We start from the raw sequence: 18,711 nt of genomic DNA on the forward strand, positions 1-18,711 counted from the left end.
GGAGGTAATCATATGGGTGACTATAAGTGCAATGGGAGCTGTACAACGGCCTGCAATTGCAGTCAAAATGAGCGCTTTTTGTGGCCGCAGTTCGACGCCCTTCAACTGGCGATCGGGTGGACCGAGAGCGACATTCAGAAGAAACAGGTTCTGGTAGAGGACGTCCTGGGAGACAGCCATCCCGGAAGTGCGCATCTGGGCCGTCTCTCAGAACAGGTACAGATCGGCGTCTATGAGAGCGGCGGAAAACCGGGCCGGTTCCATACCACGGATATCTGTGATGGATGTGCCCAAGGGCATGATGGAATGAACTATATTCTGGCCTCCAGAGAGAGCATAGCCGATATGGTGGAGCTTCATGGCCGGTTTGTGCCGTGGGACGGACTGGTCTTGCTCTCCTCCTGTGATAAAAGCATTCCCGGTCATCTCAAAGCGGCGGCACGCCTAAATCTTCCCACGGTTTTTGTGCCGGGCGGAAGTATGCGTCCATCCCGCAACATGACATCTGACATTGATGAGATTGGCGACCTGACGCTGCGCCAGGAGCGGGACCGGGACAATCCGGCCGTAAAGCGAGATGTGCGCAATTATAAGCTGACGGCCTGTCCGTCGGTAGGAGCCTGCCAGATGTATGGAACAGCCAGTACTATGCAGAGCTTGGCAGAGGCCATGGGAGTTGCCCTTCCGGGCTCTGCCCTGGCGCCTGCGACCATGCGGGATATTGATACTTACGCAAGAAATGCCGGCAAGGCCGTTATGAATCTAATCCAAAAGGGGATCACCTTTGATCAGATTGTGACAAAAGAGGCACTGATCAATACGATCATCATTCATTGCGCGGTAGGTGGCTCTACCAATGCGATGATCCATATTCCGGATCTGGCCCGTGAACTGGGGATTGATCTGCCGGTGGAGCTGTTTGACGAGATCAATCACAAGATTCCGCATATTGCCAATATTCTTCCCAGCGGAAAATATCCCACCGAGTGTATGTGGTTTGCGGGAGGAATTCCTGCGGTGCAGTGGCGGATGCGGAAGCATCTGAATTTGGATGTGATGACCTGTACGGGCATGACCCTGGGAGAAAATCTGGAATGTCTGGCAAAAGACGATTTCTTTGAACGGAATGTCGGATATCTGGCCAACTACAAACTGAACGTGGATGATGTCCTTCTCCCGGAGGAGAAGATAAAAGAAAATGGATCGGTGGCCGTCCTGAAGGGCAATATTGCCACAGAGGGCGCGGTGGTAAAATATGCAGCCATTGCGGAAAACATGCGGGTACATGAGGGACCTGCCCGTGTCTTTGACAGCGAAGAAGACTGTTATTATGCGGTCATTGATAAAAAAGTAAAGCCTGGAGATGTGCTGATCATCCGGTATGAGGGACCGAGAGGTTCCGGAATGCCTGAAATGCTGATGACAACAGAGGCAATTGTTTCCGACAAGGATTTGAATGGAACGGTGTCTCTGGTAACCGATGGACGCTTCTCCGGTGCTACAAGAGGACCCGCCATCGGACATGTATCTCCGGAGGCAGCAGCCGGCGGAGAGATCGCGTATATCAAAGATGGGGATATCATCTGCTTTGATATTCCCAAACGTACGCTGAATGTAGTCGGATGTGAGGGTGAGAAAATGAGCCTAGAGCAGGTGGCTGCAGTGTTTGAGCAGCGGAAGAAAGTCATGCAGCTCAAATCGCTTGGTGTACGAAAGGGCGTATTTAAAAAGTATACGGAGCATGCCAGATCTGCAATGCAGGGAGCTGGAATGTAAAAAAGTAGAGAGGCCGGGGACCGTTGTATGAGTACAATGGTCCCCGGCTTTTTGCGGACAAAAAAGCATGGTTCTTGTTGCCCTAACCTGTGGTAAAGGGGTTGCGGAAGTAAAATGGGAAAATAAAGAAAAGTACTTCTTTAATTCTTCCTTATTTCCATATAGCAAGGGGTAATTGAGGTTAAAAAAAGATGGAAATTGTACATATATACAAAATTATAGATATAATAAAAAGAATAATTGACGTATTAGACAATTGAGTACTATACTTCAGGTATCTAATTCGGAAGTGTATGACACAGATTCCTGCAATAAAAGAAATTTTGGAACAAACGACCCGTGAGCACGATATTCAGAGGGAGGCCGTAATGCGATGGATATGACAAGAAAGCGGTATAACAATCCAAAGAAAGCACGGATTGTGGTAGAGAAATGTCCCATTGATTCGACTGGGAAGCCCTGCCACTGCCACCGGGAAGGACAGGTATTTGAATTTGATTTTGAGCGATGTCCTTCCGATTTCTGTGCGGCGGCGTTCCACAATCTCTGGCCGCAGCTTCGGGTTCTGGAACTGGGGGGAAGACACCCCTGGGATGAAACCCCAAATGTGACCCGGGTGGCTTGTCCGGATCCGGACAAGCCCACGATTTTCCGTATCGAGGTCTTTGAAGATCCCGAACAGAAGTAATGGGGAAACACTCCTTCGATCACAGAAGGCCATGTGATAGCGTAACAGATCGCACAGAGTGGTAAAGGTGCGGTCAGAAAATAATGAATGATGGATCAGGAGGAATTGAATTATGAAATGCAAAAAGATGCTGGCTCTTGCTTGCAGCGGCGTTCTTTCCATCTCTTTGCTGGCCGGATGCGGCGGCGATCCTGCCCCGTCGGGCGATCCTGGTACTGCCAGCGGTGGAGGGGAAGATACCACGAAAGTGGCGATGATTCTGACCGGATACATCAATGATGCCGGGTGGAACCAGTCCGCATACGAAGGCCTCCAGATGGCAGAAGAGGAGTATGGTGTGGAAGGCGCCTATACAGAGGCGGTTCCGCAGCCGGACTATGAGACCGTGATGCGTGACTATGCGGATCAGGGGTATGATTTGATCATCTGCGTTGGAAATGAGCTCTCGGACGCGGCTTTGGCTGTGGCGGGATCTTTCCCGGACGTAACCTTTGCGGTAATGAACGGAAACTATGCGCAGGAACCGAATGTAGGCGCCTATCGTTTTAATACGCCTCAGAGCGGATTCCTGGCAGGCGCGGTTGCAGCCATGTATTCTGAAAACGGTGTGGTCGGCATGATCGGCGGCAGCACAGCTCCTCACATCAAAGACTCGGTGGAGGCCTTTGCTGAAGGTGCCAAGTACATCAATCCCGATGCCGAGGTGTTGACCGGCTATACCGAGTCTATGACCGACATCGCCAAGGGAAAAGAAATGGGTATGGCGTTTATTGAGCAGGGCGCGGATGTCCTGTGTGCCAATGCAAACTCCTGTTCTCTGGGCGTAATCGATGCGGCCAAGGAAAAAGGAATCCGCCATATTGGATACATCAGCGATCAGTATGAGGTGGCGCCGGATACGGTCATGGTTTCCATGATCCAGAGCAACCAGTTTATGATCAAGGCCATCATTGAGTCGGTCATCAATGGGGAATTCACTCCGGAGCTTCACCTGTTTGGTATGCCGGAAGGCGCACTCTACCTCAGCGACTTCAACGGGCATGACGAGATTTTGACAGAAGAGGAGCAGGCAAAGATCGAAGAGATCATTGCAGGGATCAACGACGGCTCCCTGGCCGAGGCCGGCATTCTGCCCAAGTCTACCTTTGATCAGTAACATTATCAAAGTAAAGGGTTAGACATGATCACCGCCGGGGGAAGGGAACTTCTCCCGGCGGAATTTCCAATCATAGAGTATGTGCTGAGCACAGATGCGGTAGCTGAGCGGAAAAAGAATTGCAGCCGTATGATCAGAATAGAGTGGGGGAAAACGCGAATGGCAGAAAAAATTCTGGAAATGCGCAATGTCACCAAGCGTTTTGGAAAATTGGTAGCAAACCGGAGTGTCAATTTTGATTTGGAGCGGGGCGAAGTACATGCCCTGCTGGGAGAAAACGGCGCAGGTAAAACGACGCTGATGAATTGCCTGTATGGGATCTACAATCCGGAGGAAGGCGAGATCTTGCTCCATGGTAAGCCGTTAAAACTGAGCAACCCCAAAGATGCAATTGCCCACAATATCGGCATGGTGCACCAGCATTTTATGCTGGTACCCCCGCTGACCGTACTGCAAAACATTGTTTTGGGACAGGAGTGCCGCATTACCCCGATGAACTTGAGTCGGGCTAGAGCACAGGTGGAAGAGCTGTGTGAGAAATATCATTTCCAACTGGAGTTGGATACCAAGGTGGCCGATCTCTCGGTTGGAGCACAGCAGAGAGTGGAATTGGTCAAGGCCCTTTACCGGGGCGCGGATATCCTGATTCTGGATGAGCCCACGGCAGTTTTGACACCGCCGGAGGTAGAGGGACTCTTTGAGATCTTGCAGCAGTTTGTATCGATGGGGAAATCCATTATCATCATTTCCCACAAACTGTGGGAAGTCAAGCGGATCTCCAACCGGGTCACCGTACTTCGCAGCGGAGAGGCGGTTTCCACCGTCATGACCAAGGATGTGGAGGAAGCCGATCTGGCCGCCATGATGGTCGGAAAACGGGTATCTCTGGAGTATGAGAAGACGCCGGTAACCACAGCACAGAATATCCTGGAACTGAAGGATGTCTGCGCCAAGGGCGCCCATCTGGCATCCTCCCTGAAACATGTTTCCATGCATATTCGAGAGGGTGAAGTGCTTGGCATTGCGGGTGTGGACGGAAATGGACAGCTGGAGCTCTCAGAGGTCATTATGGGTCTGTTGCCGACCCAATCGGGAAGCGTCTATTACCGGGGCGAAGAGATTACAAAAATGCCGACCCGAAAACGGATCGAACAGGGATTTGCCCATATTCCGGAGGAGCGAATGACACAGGGACTGGTCATGAATTTCAGTGCCAGTGAAAACATGATCATCAACTGTTATGACCGCCCGCCCTTTACCAAAAACCATCTCTTCAACAGCCGGCAGGTCAAAGAGAACGGAAAAAAGCTGGTAGAGGAATATGACGTGAGACCGCGGGACCCAGATGCGCTGGCACGGTCTTTTTCCGGCGGCAACCAGCAGAAGATCATCATTGCACGGGAGTTTGCACAGGACCCGAGACTGGTTGTGGCGGTCCAGCCCACGCGCGGTCTGGACATTGGCGCAAGTGACTTTGTGCATCAGAAGTTGCTGGAGCAAAAGGAAAAAGGGGCGGGCGTGCTGCTGATCTCGGCGGATCTGGATGAGGTGCTGGCCGTATCCGACCGCGTACTGGTCATCAATGAAGGGGAGATCATGGGAGAGTTTGTTCCCGGAGAAATCGACTATACCGAAATCGGTCTGATGATGGGTGGAACCAAGCGGACAAACAGCAAGGCAGGTGAAACGGCATGATCTGTATGAATTTTGGTGGAACGCAAGTGCGCGTGGAGCGCAAGAAACGGACGGAGAGCCCTCTCTTTCAAAAAGTGCTGGGAATTGGTATTGCACTGCTTCTGGTCATCCTTGTAACGGGGATTATCATTGCACTTTCCGGAAAGTCGCCCATTGCGGCCTTTCAGTGCATGATCAAAGGCGCCTTTGGCACGAAAAACAGTGTGGCCGAGACCTTGATCAAAGCGGTGCCCCTGCTGCTCTCTGGCCTGGGCCTGACAATCTGTTACCGCACTGGCCTGACCTCGGTAGGCTCGGAAGGACAGATTATTATGGGCGGGCTGATGGCCACCATCGTGGGAGTCAACCTGGGCGGCCTTCCCGCTCCGGTGGTCATTCCCATGGCCATGATCGCAGGAATCCTCGGCGGAGGAATCTGGGCCGGTATCGCCGGATTGCTCAAGGCGAAGTTGGGTGTCTCGGAAGTTATCAATACGATCATGCTCAACTATGTGGCGACCTATCTGGTGGCCTATCTGGTGGACGGGCCCATTCAGGAGGCGGCCGGGCACTATCCGCAGTCTGACCTGCTGGGAAAAAACGCGTGGCTTCCAATCATCCTGCCGGGGACGCGGATGCATCTGGGTGTAATTCTGGCTGCGGTGTCGGTGGTCCTGGTATATATGCTCCTCTGGAAATTGCCGCTGGGCTATCAGATGCGGGCCGTGGGAAACAATCCCATCGCGGCAAAGACGAATGGCATCAATGTGGCGCGCAACATGGTGCTGGCCATGTTCCTCTCCGGTGCCTTTGCCGGTCTGGCGGGATCGGTGGAGATCATGGGTATCCACCACCGGCTGATGAATGGTTTCAGCTCCAGCTACGGCTTTGATTCCATGGCAGTTGCGCTGCTGGGCGGTCTGCATCCGGTGGGTGTGACCATTGCGGCCATCTTCTTCGGAGCATTGCGTACCGGTGCCAATACCATGCAGCGTACGCTTCAGGTACCGGTGTCTCTGGTCAATGTCATCCAGGGTCTGGTCATCCTGTTTGTTCTGATGCAGGCACTGCTCAGCCGGTTTACCATTCGGATTATCCAGCGGAATGCAAAGGAAAAGGGGGCAAAACAGCATGCTTGATATCGTAAGCGGCTTTCTTGAGGCAATGGTTCGAATGGCCTGCCCCATTATGCTTGCCAGCCTGGGAGCACTGTTTACTGCGCGCAGCGGCATCATCAATTTCGCCATGGAAGGCATTATGATCATGGGGGCCTTTTTTGGTGTGTATGGCTCCTACCTGTCCGGAAATCCCTGGGTGGGCGCACTGCTTGGAATGCTGGGCGGGTTGGCCGCAGCGGTGGTTCTTGGCATTATGAGCATCACGGTCAAGGTAGATCAGGTCGTGGCGGGTACCGGTATTAATGTGCTCTTTCTTGGACTGACGAGCTACCTATGTACGGTGCTGTATCCCGATGGACAGCCCTCCTCGGTGGAGGCCTTTCAGAGCGTAGAGATTCCGGGCCTCTCCTCTCTTCCGGTAGTGGGCGTATTTTTCCAACAAAATCTGTTGGTCTACCTGGCCTTTTTGCTGGTGCCGCTGATTTGGTATCTGCTCAATCGCACCACTTTTGGACTGTGCCTGCGCTCGGTAGGTGAGCAGCCCCATGCGGCGGACAGCCTGGGCATCAATGTAAACCGGATGCGTTATATCGCCATTCTGCTGGCCGGTATCTTGGGTGGACTGGGCGGCGCGGCCCTCTCGCTCGGACAGGTATCCGTGTTTATGGAAAACATGACATCCGGACGCGGCTATGTGGCCTGGTCTGCGGTGACCGTAGGCAAGTGGAATCCCATCGGCATCATGGGAGCCTCCCTGCTCTTTGGCGGTGCGGAAGCGGTGCAGCTTCGCCTCCAGGCGCTGGGCATTGAAATTCCCCAGCAGTTCTTCCAGATGCTGCCCTACCTGCTGACCATGATAGTGCTGGCCGGTGTAGTAGGCAGAACGGTCGGACCCAAGGCAATGGGCAAGCCGTTTGTCAAGGGAGAGCGGTAAATGGGATTTTCAGCACAGGAGATGCGCTTCACGATGTATTACCCCGAAGGGAGTTCTGCCGGACAGGGGCCTTCGAGGGATGGGGCCACGCCAGAGAAAATTCGGACCGTACTGGGAGAGTTGAGATTCCCCGCTCCGCCGGAAGAGCGCCCCTATCTGTATGGGTGTATGGTGCTCTCCTTTGACGGGAAAATGGGCTTTCCGGACGATCCGGAGGGGACCCTGATCTCGAAGGAGAACCGCTTTGATCCGGTAGGGGCAAAGACCGATTTTTGGATCATGCAGGTCTGCCGGACCTATGCCGACGGCGTGATTCTGGGCGCGGGGACCCTGCGGGCCCGGATGCATAAAATGTGGTGTTCCGAGATCGCCGATCCGGATTTGATCCAGGTGCGGCCTGCGCTGGGGAGAACCGGGGAAGCGCCGCTGGCGCTCATTCCGTCGGTGGACGGAATGGATATTCCGGTAGAGCACGCTATCTTTACAAGAAGTGAGCAACCGGTGATTCTGACTTCCGTCCAGGGGGCGGAGCGGCTGCAAAGCCGGCTAAACCGGCCCAGCCGCGTTCTCAGCGGACCTACCGACCTGAGAAAAGGACTGGAAGAAGTGCAGATCATAGCGGTAGGGGAACAGGAGCCCAACACGGCAGGGCTGCTGCACTTCCTCCGGGCCTGTGGTCTGGAGTATGTATCGGTGGAGGCACCGGGCTATCTCTGGCACCTGATCAGTAAGGGACTTCTGGACGAATACATGCTCAACTACTCCGGCGTCATGGCGGGCGGTATGACCGCGCTGGGTGTAAACGCCGGCTTTACGGTCAAACAACATCCCCATGCAGAGATTCTCAGCGTGGGGTATCACCGGGGATTTCTATATACCCGACAAAAACTCCATTATGGATGGTAAGGTGAAATAGTACCTGAAACAGCAAGAGGAAAGGGTGGAAATGGACCATGGTAAAAATTCTGGGATTGTGCTGCAGCCCGAGAGACGGGGCGACACAATATGCGTTGGAGCAGGGGCTGAAGGCGGCTGCGGAATTTTCTCCGGAAATTGAGACGGAGCTTATTTCAGTGCGTGGGAAAAAAATTGCACCCTGTAACGGATGCGGCTACTGCAAACGGGAAAAGACCTGGTGCTGTATCAAGGATGACATGCAGGAGCTCTTTGAGAAAATCATCCACGCTGACGGTGTGTTGGTGGCCTCTCCGGTCTATGTGATGACCGCTACCCCTCAGCTGCATGCTATCGCCTCGCGGATGCGGCCGGCCATGCACTGCTACCCTGGTATGCTGCGCAACAAATTTGTGGCGGCCATTGCCGTGGGCGGAACCCGGAATGGGGGCCAGGAGACGACGATCGACGACATTTTCCACCTGTTTGGAACTCGGGCTATGAACATGGTGACCAATGAATCGGGCGGTTATACAGGAGCAAAGGTGTGGTCCCAGGATGGAGGTGCACAGGCAGCTGCACAGGATGAGATCGGTCTGAAGACCGTACGGGATTTGGGCCGGAAACTGGCAGAGGTCTGCTATATCTACACATTGGGGAAGCAGGCTTATCAGGATGGGTGTGAAAACAAATGAAAAAGGCCTATCTGCATGTCCATATTGTGACGGTGGATGATCAGGATCGTGTCTGGCCCGACGGTGGCATTCTGTATGAGAATGGGACCATTGCCGCGGTGGGAGAGAGCGCCCATGTGGAGCAGATAGCACGTGAGCGGGGGGCAGAGATCCTGGATGGCGGTGGAAAATACCTCTTTCCGGGGCTGGTCAACACCCATACCCACCTGTACCAGGAGCTGACCAAGGGACTGGGCAGCGATCTGAGCTTGGAGGAATGGTTTCCAAAAGCCATGGCACCGGTGGGCGCAGCCCTGCGGGAGGAGCACATGGAGGCCGGCGTCGCGCTGGGTCTGCTGGAGGCCATCCACAGTGGTGTGACCACAGTCGCGGATTATATGCAGCATCAGCCGGTACCCGGGCTGGGCCGCGTAGAGCTGGACGTGGCAAAACAGATGGGTGTACGCATGGTCTATGGACGGGGATATCGGGATATCGGCCGGGCCGAAGTGGTGGAGGACGCCGCGCATATCTTTGCGGATGTGGAAGATTTGAAGGCGCGTTATGTACAGCCGGATGGGATGATTACCGTATGGCTTGCCCCGGCCGCAAGCTGGGGGCTGAGTGACCACCTGATGCGGGAGACCCGCCGCTATGCCGATGCCACGGAGACACCCATCATGATGCACCTTTTCGAGACGGGTTCCGACGAAGCGGGAAGCCAGCAGCGTTTTGGAAAGCCGGCTATCGAATGGTTTGAAGAGGCGGGACTGCTGGGCCCTGATCTGCTGGCTGTACACTCCGTCGCGCTGGGGAGTGCTGAGATGGAAAAATATCAGCAGTACCGCGTCATGGTATCCTATAACCCGGTTTCCAATATGTATCTTGCATCCGGTTCGGCTCCCGTTCGGGAGCTGAAAGAGCGGGGACTCGCCGTGGCGCTGGGAACGGATGGCGCCGGCTCCAACAATAACAATAATATGTTAGAGGCCATGAAGAGCGGAGCCCTGCTGCAAAAGGTGGTACACCGTGATCCGCAGGCTATGACCGCCGGAGAGATGCTGCGCATGGCGACCATCGAGGGGGCGAGAGCGCTGGGGCTTGGGGACCGGATCGGCTCCATTGAAGTGGGCAAGGCGGCGGATTTCTTTCTCTACGACCCCATGCACAGCCCAATCGCCTGTCCGGTCTGCGGGACCCCGGAGGCGGCTCTGGTTTATTCCGGAGATCACAGAGCCATTGATACCGTTGTCATCCAGGGACAGACTGTATTAGAATGTGGTATACTGACAAAAGGAGACGAGGACGCCATTCTTGTACAGGCGCGGCGTATGGCGGATGATTTGCTCTGTCGGATTCGGTAGGAAACATAGAAATGGAGCGAAAAAAGGAGTATGATAATATGAACCAGATTGGGGATCTCAAAACATTTCTCCAGGCCCTGAAGGAGCGGGACCTGCTCTTTACCACCGAGAAGGAAGTGGACTGGAACCACGAGATCGGTTCCCTCATCGCCACGCTGGAACCCAGCGGACGGGCGGGCTATTTTCCCCATGTGAAGGACAAGCAATTCGGTGTGTGCGGCAACCTCCTGGGGTCCATGGACAGCATCGCGGTGGCACTGGGCTGTGAAAAAGAGGAGATCACGGATTTCCTGGCCAAATGCCTGGACCGTCCCATCAAGCCTCAGATCGTGGAGAGTGCGCCCTGCCAGGCCTACATCCAGACGGGGGACCAGGTGGACGTCACCAAGCTGCCGGTTCCGGTCCATGCACCCAAGGACGGCGGCCCCATCATCACCGGCGGCGTCATCGTATCCAAGGAGCTCCACGGGACCCGTCAGAACCTTTCCTTCCAGCGGATGCATGTGAAGGGCAAGGACAAGATCAGCATCATGATCAACGAGTGGCGGCACCTCAAGGACTTCTACAATGAGGCGGAGGCGGAGGGCAAGCCACTTCCCATTGCCATCTCCATCGGCGCCGACCCGGTGGTCTATGTGGGCGCCGGACTGCGCTACGACGGGGACGAGATGGAGATCGCCGGAGCCATCCGGGGCCGGCCCATGCAGGTGGTCAAATGCATCACCAACGACATCTATGTACCCGCCGAGTCCCAGTTCGTCATCGAGGGTGAGATCCTCCCCAACACCAGAGAGCTGGAGGGCCCCCTGGGTGAGTTCACCGGACATTACAGTGCCCCCTGGAACAGCCCGGTCATCCATGTGACCGCCATCACCCACTGCGCCGATCCCATCTATCAGACCATCAACGGCGCCTCTTTTGAGCACATCAATCTGGGCAATGTGCTTCCCCGGGAGCCCCTGCTGAAGAAATTCACCAGCTATGTGAGCAGCGGCGTGCTGGATGTCCACATTCCGCCCTATGGATCTGGATTTTTGGCCCTGGTCCGCCTGCGGAAGAAGAACCCCGGCGAGCCCAAAAATGTGGCTCTGGCGGCCATGATGACCTATGTGAACATCAAGAATGTCATCGTGGTGGATGAGGATGTGGATATCTATAACCCGGCCGATGTGATGTGGGCGGTGTCTAACCGGGTGGTGCCCGAGCGGGATATCTTCTATGTGCCCAATGCCCAGGGGCATGAGCTGGACCCCTGCTCCGACGAGCGGGGCGTGCAGACCAAGATGGGCATTGACGCCACGCTGAATGAGGAGAGCCGTTGCCTGGAGCGGGTGCGCTATCCCAAGGTCGATTTGAGTCAGTACGTATAAGCGGCCGGTCCGGACCGGAGCCGCGGGAGAAGGGAGAGTCCGTATGGGCGGAAGGTATATCGTAGGGATCACAGGGGCCAGCGGCTCGCTCTATGCCGAGGCGGTGATCCGGCGGCTGCTGAAGGCCGGGTGTGAGGTCCATCTCTGCCTGACCCGGGCCGGACAGATCGTCGTGCGGGAGGAGCTGTCCTGGCAGTGGCCGGAGGGGGCCGCGCCCGAGGAGATCCAGGCCGCGCTGCGCAGCCGCTTCCAGTGCGGAGAGGAGCTGCGGTACTACGACATCCACGCCATCGGCGCCCGGATCGCCAGCGGTTCCTTCCGCACCGACGGAATGGTGGTGGTGCCCTGTTCCATGGGCACCCTCTCCGCCATTGCCCACGGCTCTTCCCACAATCTGTTGGAGCGTGCTGCCGACGTGGTGCTCAAGGAGCGGGGAAAGCTGGTCCTGGCGGTCCGTGAGACCCCTTTCAGCACCATCCACCTGCAAAATATGCTCACCCTCTCCCAGTGCGGCGCGGTCATCATGCCGGCCTGCCCGTCCTTCTACCATGCTCCCTCCTCCCTGGAGGAGCTGGCCGACTTCTTCGCTGGGCGGCTCCTGGACCAGCTGGGGCGGTCCGACGACAGCATCCGCCGCTGGGAGGGGATCGATTGACCGGAAGAGGGGAAGAGGATGCGCCATAAGATCGCATTTATCACCACGGAATATGTGAAGCCGCATCTAGAGCGGGTCCTGCCCCAGCTGGGGATGGACGCAACCTTCTCCATCTATGCCTACCATCCCTTTGAGGAGATCGACGGGTTTTTCCGGCAGATCCCGCGGGAAGTGGATGGCGTGATCACCAGCGGCAACCGATTTGGCAGCGCTTTCCGGCACATGTTTCCCCGGGACCGGCGGGTGGTGGTCCCCATGGGGATCAACGACGCAGAGGTCCACCGGCTCTTCTGGCGGCTCAAGCAGGAGCAGCCCGATCTGGACTTTCAGAGGATTTACGCCGATTTTCTGGATGAGCTTCACCTGAGCATTCCGAGCTTTCTCACAGAGGACCACGGAATCCCACTCTCGGTGAGCATGGATGCCGGACGGGAGCAGACCCCGGAGGAATTCCTGCGGGGGGAATACCGGCAGTTCCAAAAGCTGCTGGAGGTATGGGAGACCGGGCAGTTTGAACGGATCATCACCCGGTACAGCGGCCTGCTCCCGATGCTGCGGCAGCGTGGAGTACAGATTTTTTATCCGTTTCCCAGCATCGACAGCATCCGCTCCGCCTGTGCCCAGGCCCAGCGGGAGATCGAGATGCGCCAGCTCCAGGACTACCAGGCGGCCGAGATCCATGTGAATCTGTGGATGCCCAATCCGGCCTATACGGTGGAAAGCCTCTATGAGCAGCGGCTGCTTCAGCTCCAGCAGAGCCTGATGGACTATTTTGGAAGCAAGGCGGAGGACATGCTCTTCCGCCGCAGCCACTTTGGAGTGGATATCCTCACCGACCGAAAGACGGTGGCCCAGTGCACCCGGGAATATACCGTGTGTGAGCTCAGCACCTTTTTGAATGCGCGGCTGGACTTCCGGATCTTTGTGGGCTATGGGATCGGGCAGGGAATCTATCAGGCCCGTCTCAATGCCATTACGGCCACCCGGGAATCCGAGGTATCGGGGGGAGCTATCTGGTCAATGAGCAGGATGTCCTCATTGGTCCTCTGGGCGGAGGGGAAGCCGCTCCACCATCGCCGTCCGTGTTCTCCTATATGTCCAGCCACGCGGGGATCTCACAGGCCACCATCAACCGGGTGCTGGAAGTGCTGGGCGCCATGCCCAACGGCCGCCTGACCTCCCAGGAGCTAGCGGAGCGGCTGGCAATCACTCGGCGCAGCGCCAACTATTTTCTCAAGGCCATGACTCAGACCGGGATTTTACAGGTGGTGGATATGCACCGGGCGGCCGGCCGTGGACGTCCGGAGCAGGTCTACGGCAGCGCAGCGGCAGAGAATACAGACCGAATTCATTGAGACAAAAAAGGGAGTGTCCCCTCCGTAGTCTACGGAGGGGACACTCCCTTTTTTGATTGTTTTTACAGTCCGAGAGCATATCCCACCAGAAGCTTGGTGGTATTCTCCAGGCTCTTCACATGGGTGCGCTCCACGGCATGGCTGCAATAGACCGGCATGCCGAAGGCCGCAACCCGGACATTGTTGCCCGACTTGAGCGCAATGCTGGCGTCCGTGCCGTAGTGGTAGAAGATATCCACCGCGTAGTCACAGCCGATGCGTTCGGCGGTCTCAATGAGGCGACTGGTCAGGTCGTAGTCATAGGGAGAGAAGGCGTCCTTGCAGCAGATGGCCACATTGAACTCATTGCCCTCATAGTCCGGACCGATCAGACCAATGTCGATGGCCACAAATTCCTCCACCTCGGGGGGAACATAGGAGCCGCCATGGCCGATCTCCTCGTAGTGGGGGAAGGCCAGCAGGGTGCGGTACTTGGGTTTCAGATTGTGCTCGGTCAGATACTTGAGCATGGCGAAGATACAGGCCACAGCGCCCTTATCGTCGATGAAGCGGGACTTGAGGTAGCCGTTATCGGTCACCGTGCAGTGGGGCTCAAAGGAGACCATGTCGCCGTGGCGGATGCCCAGATCCAGCACATCCTGGCGCGATTTAATGGGCTGATCCAGCAGGATCATCATATTCTGCTCATTGCGCTCCAGGGTACGGGCGTCGTCAAAGACGTGGACCGAGTGGGACTGGCAGGTGTAGATGCCGGTATATTTGCGTCCGTCGCGGGTGTGAACGGTGACGGTCTCGCTCTCCATGCTGGTGTGGCTGACGCCGCCCAGATTGCGGATGCGGATCATACCGTCGTCATCGATCCGGCGGACAATGAAGCCCAGCGTATCCAGGTGGCCTCCGATCATAACGGTTTTGCTGTTGTCCTGGCCATCTACCGTGATGTAGATCGTATTGCGGTTGTCGTAGGTCACCTCATAGCCCAGCTCCTTGGCCATCTGGGCCACGACGGGATTGATCTCCCGGTAATAGCCCACGGGGCTGGGCGTGTTAACCAGCGTGCGGAAGGTGTCCAGAATGTATTGAGTGTCGATCTGAAGTTCCATGTTACAGTTCCTCCTGGAATTCCATTTAGTTTCCCTGAGAAGATTCCGCCAGAGGCAGCCCCTGGTCGGCGCACAGATGGCAGGCTACCTTGTGCCGGGGGCTGACCTGATAGACCTTGGGCTCTACCTCGAAGCACTCGGGACGGGCATAGGCGCAGCGGGGCGCGAAGCGGCAGCCGGGCTTGGGGTCGATGGGAGAGCTGATCTCGCCCTGGAGGAGGATACGCTCCTTCTTATGGTGGATGTCAGGCACCGGGATGGCCGAAAGCAGGGCCTTGGTGTAGGGATGGGTGGGGGCGGCAAAGAGCTCCTCACTGGGGGCGTACTCCACCATCTTGCCCAGATACATGACCATGATGTTGTCGGAGAAATAGTTGACCACCGACAGATCGTGGGTGATGAACATGTAGGTCAGTCCGCGCTCATGCTGGAGTTTTTTCAGCAGGTTCAGGATCTGAGCCTGGATGGAAACGTCCAGAGCGGATACCGGCTCGTCACAGACGATGAAGGAGGGGTCCATGGCCAGGGCACGGGCAATGCCGATGCGCTGACGGCGGCCGCCGTCCAGCTCATGGGGATAGGTGTTCATCAGACGCTGGCTCAGACCCACGGTCTCCATCAGGCTGATGACCCGGCGCTCCAGCTCCTGCTTGTTTTTGCACAGCTTGTGCAGACGCAGGGGGGCGGCGATGATCTCGCTGACCGACTTGCGGGGGTTCAGAGAGGCAAAGGGATCCTGGAAGATCATCTGCATCTCCGTGCGGAGATTGCGCATCTCGTGGGTGGAGAACTTGGTGATATCCTTCCCCTGGAAGAGGACCTGACCGCTGGTGGGGTCCTGCAGGCGGAGGATAGCGCGACCGGTGGTGGACTTGCCGCAGCCGGACTCACCCACGACACCCAGGGTCTTGCCTCGCTCCAGGGTGAAGGAAATGTCGTCCACCGCATGGAGCTGTCCCTTCTTGGTGGGGAAATATTTTTTGAGGTTGCGTACCTCCAAAATGACATCAGACATGGTCCGCACCTCCTAATGTGACTCCCGCATCGGGCTCATAGGCCAGACAGCGGACGGTATGGGTGTCCGAGAGCTGGGTGATCTGGGGCATACGGGTCTTGCAGATTTCCTGGCAGTGGCTGCAGCGGGGATGGAAGGGGCAGCCGCTGGGGAGATCGGTGGGATCGGGCATCAGGCCGGGAATGGGCTTGAGCTCCTCGTTGCGCCGCTTGATATTGGGCAGAGAATCGAAGAGACCCTTGGTATAGGGATGGGCCGTGTGATCGAAGATGTCCTCCAGCGTGCCGTGCTCCACGATGTAGCCGGCGTACATGATGCTCACCTCGTCGCAGACCTCGGCCACAATGCCAAGGTCGTGGGTGATCATCAGCATGGAGGTGCCGTATTTCTCCCGCAGCTTCTGCATCAGGTCCAGCACCTGTGCCTGGATGGTCACATCCAGAGCGGTGGTGGGCTCGTCGGCGATGAGCAGGTTGGGATTGCAGGCCAGGGCCATGGCGATGACCACACGCTGCTTCATGCCGCCGGAGAACTGGTGAGGATATTCCGAGGCACGCTCGCCGGGGATGCCGACCAGCTCCAGCATCTCCTGGGCGCGGACCATGGCTTCCTTTTTATTGACCTTCTGGTGGAGCAGGATGACCTCGGCAATCTGCTCTCCCACGGACATGACCGGGTTCAGGGAGGTCATGGGGTCCTGGAAGATCATAGACACATAGTCGCCGCGGATATCCTCCATCTCCTGAAGGGAGTACTCAAAGATATTTTTTCCATCCAGAAGGATGGTGCCTCCGGTAATCTCTCCGGGGGGATCGGGGATCAGGCGGAGAATGCTCAGGGCGGTGGTGGTCTTGCCGGCGCCGGTCTCGCCTACCAGGCCCAGAGTCTTGCCCTTTTCAATGTCCAGATCGATGCCGTTGATGGCGTGGACCACGCCGTCGGTGGTGGAAAACTGGACCGACAGATCCCGGATCTGGACGCTATACTCTTTTTCTTGCATGTCTCATTGTCCTCCCTTACTGCTTCAGTCTGGGATCGAGGGCATCCCGCAGACCGTCGCCCAACAAATTCAGGGCCAGGACCGTGATCACGATGGCCAGACCGGGGAACACCGTCAGATGGATGGCGTCGCGCATGAAGGTACGGCCGCCGGAGAGCATGGCGCCCCACTCGGGCACCGGCTGCTGCACGCCGAGACCGATAAAGCTCAGAGACGCCGTGGACAGGATGGCGCTGGCGACACCCAGCGTGGCCTGTACAATGATGGGAGCCAGGCAGTTGGGGATGATTTCCTGGAGAATGATGCGGAGGGTGCCGGTACCAATAGAGCGGCTGGACTCCACGAACTCCTGATCCTTGATGCTCAGCACGGCCGCGCGGACGATACGGGCATAGCCTGGCACACTGGACATACCGATGGCCACCATAACGTTAAACAGATTGGTACCAAAAGCGGCCACGATGGTGATGGACAGCAGGATGCTGGGGACAGCCAGAAGAACATCCATCACGCGCATGATGACGTTATCAATGATGCCGCCGTAGTAGCCGGCCAGTGCGCCGCACAGTCCGCCGACCACCAGGGAGATGCTCACCGAGACCAGGCCGACCACCAGAGAGATCCGGGAGCCGTGGATGAGACGGGCCAGGATGTCGCGGCCGTACTCATCGGTGCCCAGCCAGTGCTCTGCACTGGGCCCCTGAAGGCGGATGGACATATCCTGCTTGATGACCAGGGTCTCATAATCGGCCAGCTGATTGGCAAAAATCGCACAAAAGACCAGGACCAGAAGGATGGCCAGACCGATCATGGCCATCTTATTTCGGCACAGACGCATCCATACTTCGGCCGCCATGCTGCGCTTTTTCTTAGCGGGCTGAAGGGAGGCGGAGTCCGCCTGGCTTACATGAGTATGTTTCATTGTCTGCACCTCCCTTACTTATACTTGGACTTGATGCGGGGATCCACGAAGGCATAGAGCAGATCCACCAACAGGTTGACGATACTGAAGGCGATGGAGAACACGATCACGCAGCCCATCACGGAGGGGGTATCCTTGGCCTTGATGCTGTTGACCAGATAGGTACCCACGCCGGGCCAGGAGAAGACGGTCTCGGTCAGCACAGCGCCGCCCAGCAGGTAACCGAACTGAAGGCCGATGACCGTGATGACGGGGATCAGGGCGTTGCGCAGGGCATGACGGGTAATGACCACACGCTGCTTGACGCCCTTGGCCCGGGCAGTGCGGATGTAATCCTGACGGATGACCTCCAGCATGGAGGAACGGGTGGTACGGGTAATACTGGCCATACATCCAGTACCCAGGGTAATCACGGGCATGATATAGGTTTTCCACCCGTCCATACCACCCGATGGGAACCATTTCAAATTCAGAGAAAAGACGATGATCAGGATGAGGCCCAGCCAGAAGTTAGGTGTGGCCACACCCAGCAAGGCGCCCACCATACTCACTCCGTCTACCAACGAATATTGTTTGGTGGCGGATATGATGCCGATGGGAATGGAGAGCGCTACAGCGAAGAGCATACCCCACAGGGAGAGCTTCAGCGTGGCGGGGAAGCGGCCCATGATCTCATCAAAGACAGGCCGGTTGGACTTGTAGGAGGTCCCCATATCTCCGTGGAGCAGTCCGCCCATATAGTCCACATAGCGCTTGAGAACGGGGTCGTTCAGGCCCAGCTCCTCCCGAAGGGCCTCCACGGCCTCAATCGGGGCTGTCTCACCGAGGATGGTACGGGCGGGATCACCGGGAGACAGGGACATAATAAAAAATACCAGAAACGACACACCAATGATGACGGGAATCAGCATCAGCAGTCGTTTCAACACATATTTATACATAGTTGTCTGACTCCTTTAAGCATGGGCAAAGGCCGAAGCCTTTGCCCATGCAGCGTGCAGTTGGAAGAAAGA

General features: G+C 56.6%; 18 protein-coding genes. 13 read left to right on the forward strand and 5 right to left on the reverse strand.

Annotation, left to right across the window (positions count from 1 at the left end; translation table 11 throughout):
- Positions 1-12: 12 nt before the first annotated feature.
- The 13 genes from ilvD to GPK94_RS03455 all read left to right on the forward strand — a co-directional run bounded on the left by ilvD (position 13) and on the right by GPK94_RS03455 (position 13,658).
- Entirely contained in the window at positions 13-1,776 is a 1,764-nt protein-coding gene (ilvD, locus tag GPK94_RS03395) for a dihydroxy-acid dehydratase (protein WP_215654443.1), read from the forward strand.
- Positions 1,777-2,149: 373 nt separating this feature from the next.
- On the forward strand, positions 2,150-2,464 hold the full coding sequence (locus GPK94_RS03400) for a TIGR04076 family protein (RefSeq protein WP_215654446.1): 315 nt from the start codon (positions 2,150-2,152) through the stop codon (positions 2,462-2,464).
- A 112-nt stretch (positions 2,465-2,576) separates the two neighbouring features.
- A complete protein-coding gene (locus tag GPK94_RS03405; RefSeq protein WP_101692222.1) occupies positions 2,577-3,620 on the forward strand; it encodes a BMP family protein in 1,044 nt (347 codons plus the stop codon).
- A gap of 159 nt (positions 3,621-3,779) precedes the next feature.
- Positions 3,780-5,315, forward strand: a complete 1,536-nt coding sequence (locus GPK94_RS03410) for an ABC transporter ATP-binding protein (RefSeq protein ID WP_101692221.1) — start codon at positions 3,780-3,782, stop codon at positions 5,313-5,315.
- Positions 5,312-6,433: an ABC transporter permease gene (locus tag GPK94_RS03415; RefSeq protein WP_101692220.1), complete on the forward strand. Its 1,122-nt coding sequence runs from the start codon at positions 5,312-5,314 to the stop codon at positions 6,431-6,433. The genes GPK94_RS03410 and GPK94_RS03415 overlap by 4 nt, the downstream gene beginning before the upstream one ends.
- The gene (locus GPK94_RS03420) at positions 6,426-7,346 is read left to right on the forward strand and encodes an ABC transporter permease (RefSeq protein WP_180956793.1); all 921 of its coding nucleotides are present in this window, start codon (positions 6,426-6,428) and stop codon (positions 7,344-7,346) included. Before GPK94_RS03415 ends, GPK94_RS03420 begins: the two co-directional genes overlap by 8 nt.
- Entirely contained in the window at positions 7,347-8,252 is a 906-nt protein-coding gene (locus GPK94_RS03425) for a dihydrofolate reductase family protein (RefSeq protein ID WP_215654448.1), read from the forward strand. It abuts the gene before it with no gap.
- Between the two features lie 47 nt (positions 8,253-8,299).
- Positions 8,300-8,935, forward strand: coding sequence for a flavodoxin family protein (locus GPK94_RS03430; protein ID WP_193539102.1), 636 nt, complete (start codon positions 8,300-8,302; stop codon positions 8,933-8,935).
- Positions 8,932-10,278, forward strand: a complete 1,347-nt coding sequence (locus GPK94_RS03435) for an amidohydrolase (protein WP_215654450.1) — start codon at positions 8,932-8,934, stop codon at positions 10,276-10,278. Before GPK94_RS03430 ends, GPK94_RS03435 begins: the two co-directional genes overlap by 4 nt.
- 38 nt (positions 10,279-10,316) lie before the next feature.
- Positions 10,317-11,648, forward strand: a complete 1,332-nt coding sequence (locus tag GPK94_RS03440; RefSeq protein ID WP_215654452.1) for a UbiD family decarboxylase — start codon at positions 10,317-10,319, stop codon at positions 11,646-11,648.
- A gap of 43 nt (positions 11,649-11,691) precedes the next feature.
- Positions 11,692-12,303 carry a flavin prenyltransferase UbiX gene (locus GPK94_RS03445; RefSeq protein WP_193539107.1) on the forward strand — a complete coding sequence of 204 codons (612 nt, stop codon included), beginning with the start codon at positions 11,692-11,694 and terminating at the stop codon, positions 12,301-12,303.
- Positions 12,304-12,321: 18 nt separating this feature from the next.
- Positions 12,322-13,479: a hypothetical protein gene (locus GPK94_RS03450; RefSeq protein WP_215654454.1), complete on the forward strand. Its 1,158-nt coding sequence runs from the start codon at positions 12,322-12,324 to the stop codon at positions 13,477-13,479.
- Positions 13,461-13,658 carry a winged helix-turn-helix domain-containing protein gene (locus GPK94_RS03455; RefSeq protein WP_215654456.1) on the forward strand — a complete coding sequence of 66 codons (198 nt, stop codon included), beginning with the start codon at positions 13,461-13,463 and terminating at the stop codon, positions 13,656-13,658. The genes GPK94_RS03450 and GPK94_RS03455 overlap by 19 nt, the downstream gene beginning before the upstream one ends.
- Positions 13,659-13,720: 62 nt before the next feature.
- On the opposite strand, the gene GPK94_RS03460 is transcribed toward GPK94_RS03455, so the two are convergent.
- Genes GPK94_RS03460 through nikB form a run of 5 tightly spaced genes read right to left on the reverse strand, consistent with a single transcriptional unit; the run spans position 13,721 to position 18,639 of the window.
- Complete coding sequence (locus GPK94_RS03460) at positions 13,721-14,761, reverse strand: M42 family metallopeptidase (RefSeq protein WP_215654457.1); 1,041 nt, start codon at positions 14,759-14,761, stop codon at positions 13,721-13,723.
- A 25-nt stretch (positions 14,762-14,786) separates the two neighbouring features.
- On the reverse strand, positions 14,787-15,776 hold the full coding sequence (locus GPK94_RS03465) for an ABC transporter ATP-binding protein (RefSeq protein ID WP_195279078.1): 990 nt from the start codon (positions 15,774-15,776) through the stop codon (positions 14,787-14,789).
- Positions 15,769-16,776: an ABC transporter ATP-binding protein gene (locus GPK94_RS03470; RefSeq protein ID WP_101692210.1), complete on the reverse strand. Its 1,008-nt coding sequence runs from the start codon at positions 16,774-16,776 to the stop codon at positions 15,769-15,771. Before GPK94_RS03470 ends, GPK94_RS03465 begins: the two co-directional genes overlap by 8 nt.
- A gap of 16 nt (positions 16,777-16,792) precedes the next feature.
- Positions 16,793-17,698 (reverse strand): ABC transporter permease, encoded by a 906-nt coding sequence (locus GPK94_RS03475; protein ID WP_193539115.1) that lies wholly within the window; start codon positions 17,696-17,698, stop codon positions 16,793-16,795.
- 14 nt (positions 17,699-17,712) lie between these two features.
- The gene (gene nikB, locus GPK94_RS03480; RefSeq protein ID WP_186962981.1) at positions 17,713-18,639 is read right to left on the reverse strand and encodes a nickel ABC transporter permease; all 927 of its coding nucleotides are present in this window, start codon (positions 18,637-18,639) and stop codon (positions 17,713-17,715) included.
- Between the last annotated feature and the right edge of the window lie 72 nt (positions 18,640-18,711).

It is taken from the genome of Pseudoflavonifractor sp. MCC625 (assembly GCF_018784545.1).
Taxonomy (GTDB): Bacteria; Bacillota; Clostridia; order Oscillospirales; family Oscillospiraceae; genus Pseudoflavonifractor_A; species Pseudoflavonifractor_A gallinarum.

Excerpts from the sequence above, each read along its gene's own strand:
- GPK94_RS03400 (WP_215654446.1), top strand. The coding sequence starts at position 2,150 with ATGGATATGACAAGAAAGCGGTATAACAATCCAAAGAAAGCACGGATT.
- GPK94_RS03430 (WP_193539102.1), top strand. The coding sequence starts at position 8,300 with ATGGTAAAAATTCTGGGATTGTGCTGCAGCCCGAGAGACGGGGCGACA.
- GPK94_RS03460 (WP_215654457.1), bottom strand. The coding sequence starts at position 14,761 with ATGGAACTTCAGATCGACACTCAATACATTCTGGACACCTTCCGCACG.
- GPK94_RS03405 (WP_101692222.1), top strand. The coding sequence starts at position 2,577 with ATGAAATGCAAAAAGATGCTGGCTCTTGCTTGCAGCGGCGTTCTTTCC.
- GPK94_RS03410 (WP_101692221.1), top strand. The coding sequence starts at position 3,780 with ATGGCAGAAAAAATTCTGGAAATGCGCAATGTCACCAAGCGTTTTGGA.
- GPK94_RS03455 (WP_215654456.1), top strand. The coding sequence starts at position 13,461 with ATGCCCAACGGCCGCCTGACCTCCCAGGAGCTAGCGGAGCGGCTGGCA.
- GPK94_RS03475 (WP_193539115.1), bottom strand. The coding sequence starts at position 17,698 with ATGAAACATACTCATGTAAGCCAGGCGGACTCCGCCTCCCTTCAGCCC.
- GPK94_RS03445 (WP_193539107.1), top strand. The coding sequence starts at position 11,692 with ATGGGCGGAAGGTATATCGTAGGGATCACAGGGGCCAGCGGCTCGCTC.
- GPK94_RS03415 (WP_101692220.1), top strand. The coding sequence starts at position 5,312 with ATGATCTGTATGAATTTTGGTGGAACGCAAGTGCGCGTGGAGCGCAAG.
- GPK94_RS03440 (WP_215654452.1), top strand. The coding sequence starts at position 10,317 with ATGAACCAGATTGGGGATCTCAAAACATTTCTCCAGGCCCTGAAGGAG.
- GPK94_RS03450 (WP_215654454.1), top strand. The coding sequence starts at position 12,322 with ATGCGCCATAAGATCGCATTTATCACCACGGAATATGTGAAGCCGCAT.
- nikB (WP_186962981.1), bottom strand. The coding sequence starts at position 18,639 with ATGTATAAATATGTGTTGAAACGACTGCTGATGCTGATTCCCGTCATC.
- GPK94_RS03420 (WP_180956793.1), top strand. The coding sequence starts at position 6,426 with ATGCTTGATATCGTAAGCGGCTTTCTTGAGGCAATGGTTCGAATGGCC.
- GPK94_RS03425 (WP_215654448.1), top strand. The coding sequence starts at position 7,347 with ATGGGATTTTCAGCACAGGAGATGCGCTTCACGATGTATTACCCCGAA.
- ilvD (WP_215654443.1), top strand. The coding sequence starts at position 13 with ATGGGTGACTATAAGTGCAATGGGAGCTGTACAACGGCCTGCAATTGC.
- GPK94_RS03470 (WP_101692210.1), bottom strand. The coding sequence starts at position 16,776 with ATGCAAGAAAAAGAGTATAGCGTCCAGATCCGGGATCTGTCGGTCCAG.
- GPK94_RS03465 (WP_195279078.1), bottom strand. The coding sequence starts at position 15,776 with ATGTCTGATGTCATTTTGGAGGTACGCAACCTCAAAAAATATTTCCCC.
- GPK94_RS03435 (WP_215654450.1), top strand. The coding sequence starts at position 8,932 with ATGAAAAAGGCCTATCTGCATGTCCATATTGTGACGGTGGATGATCAG.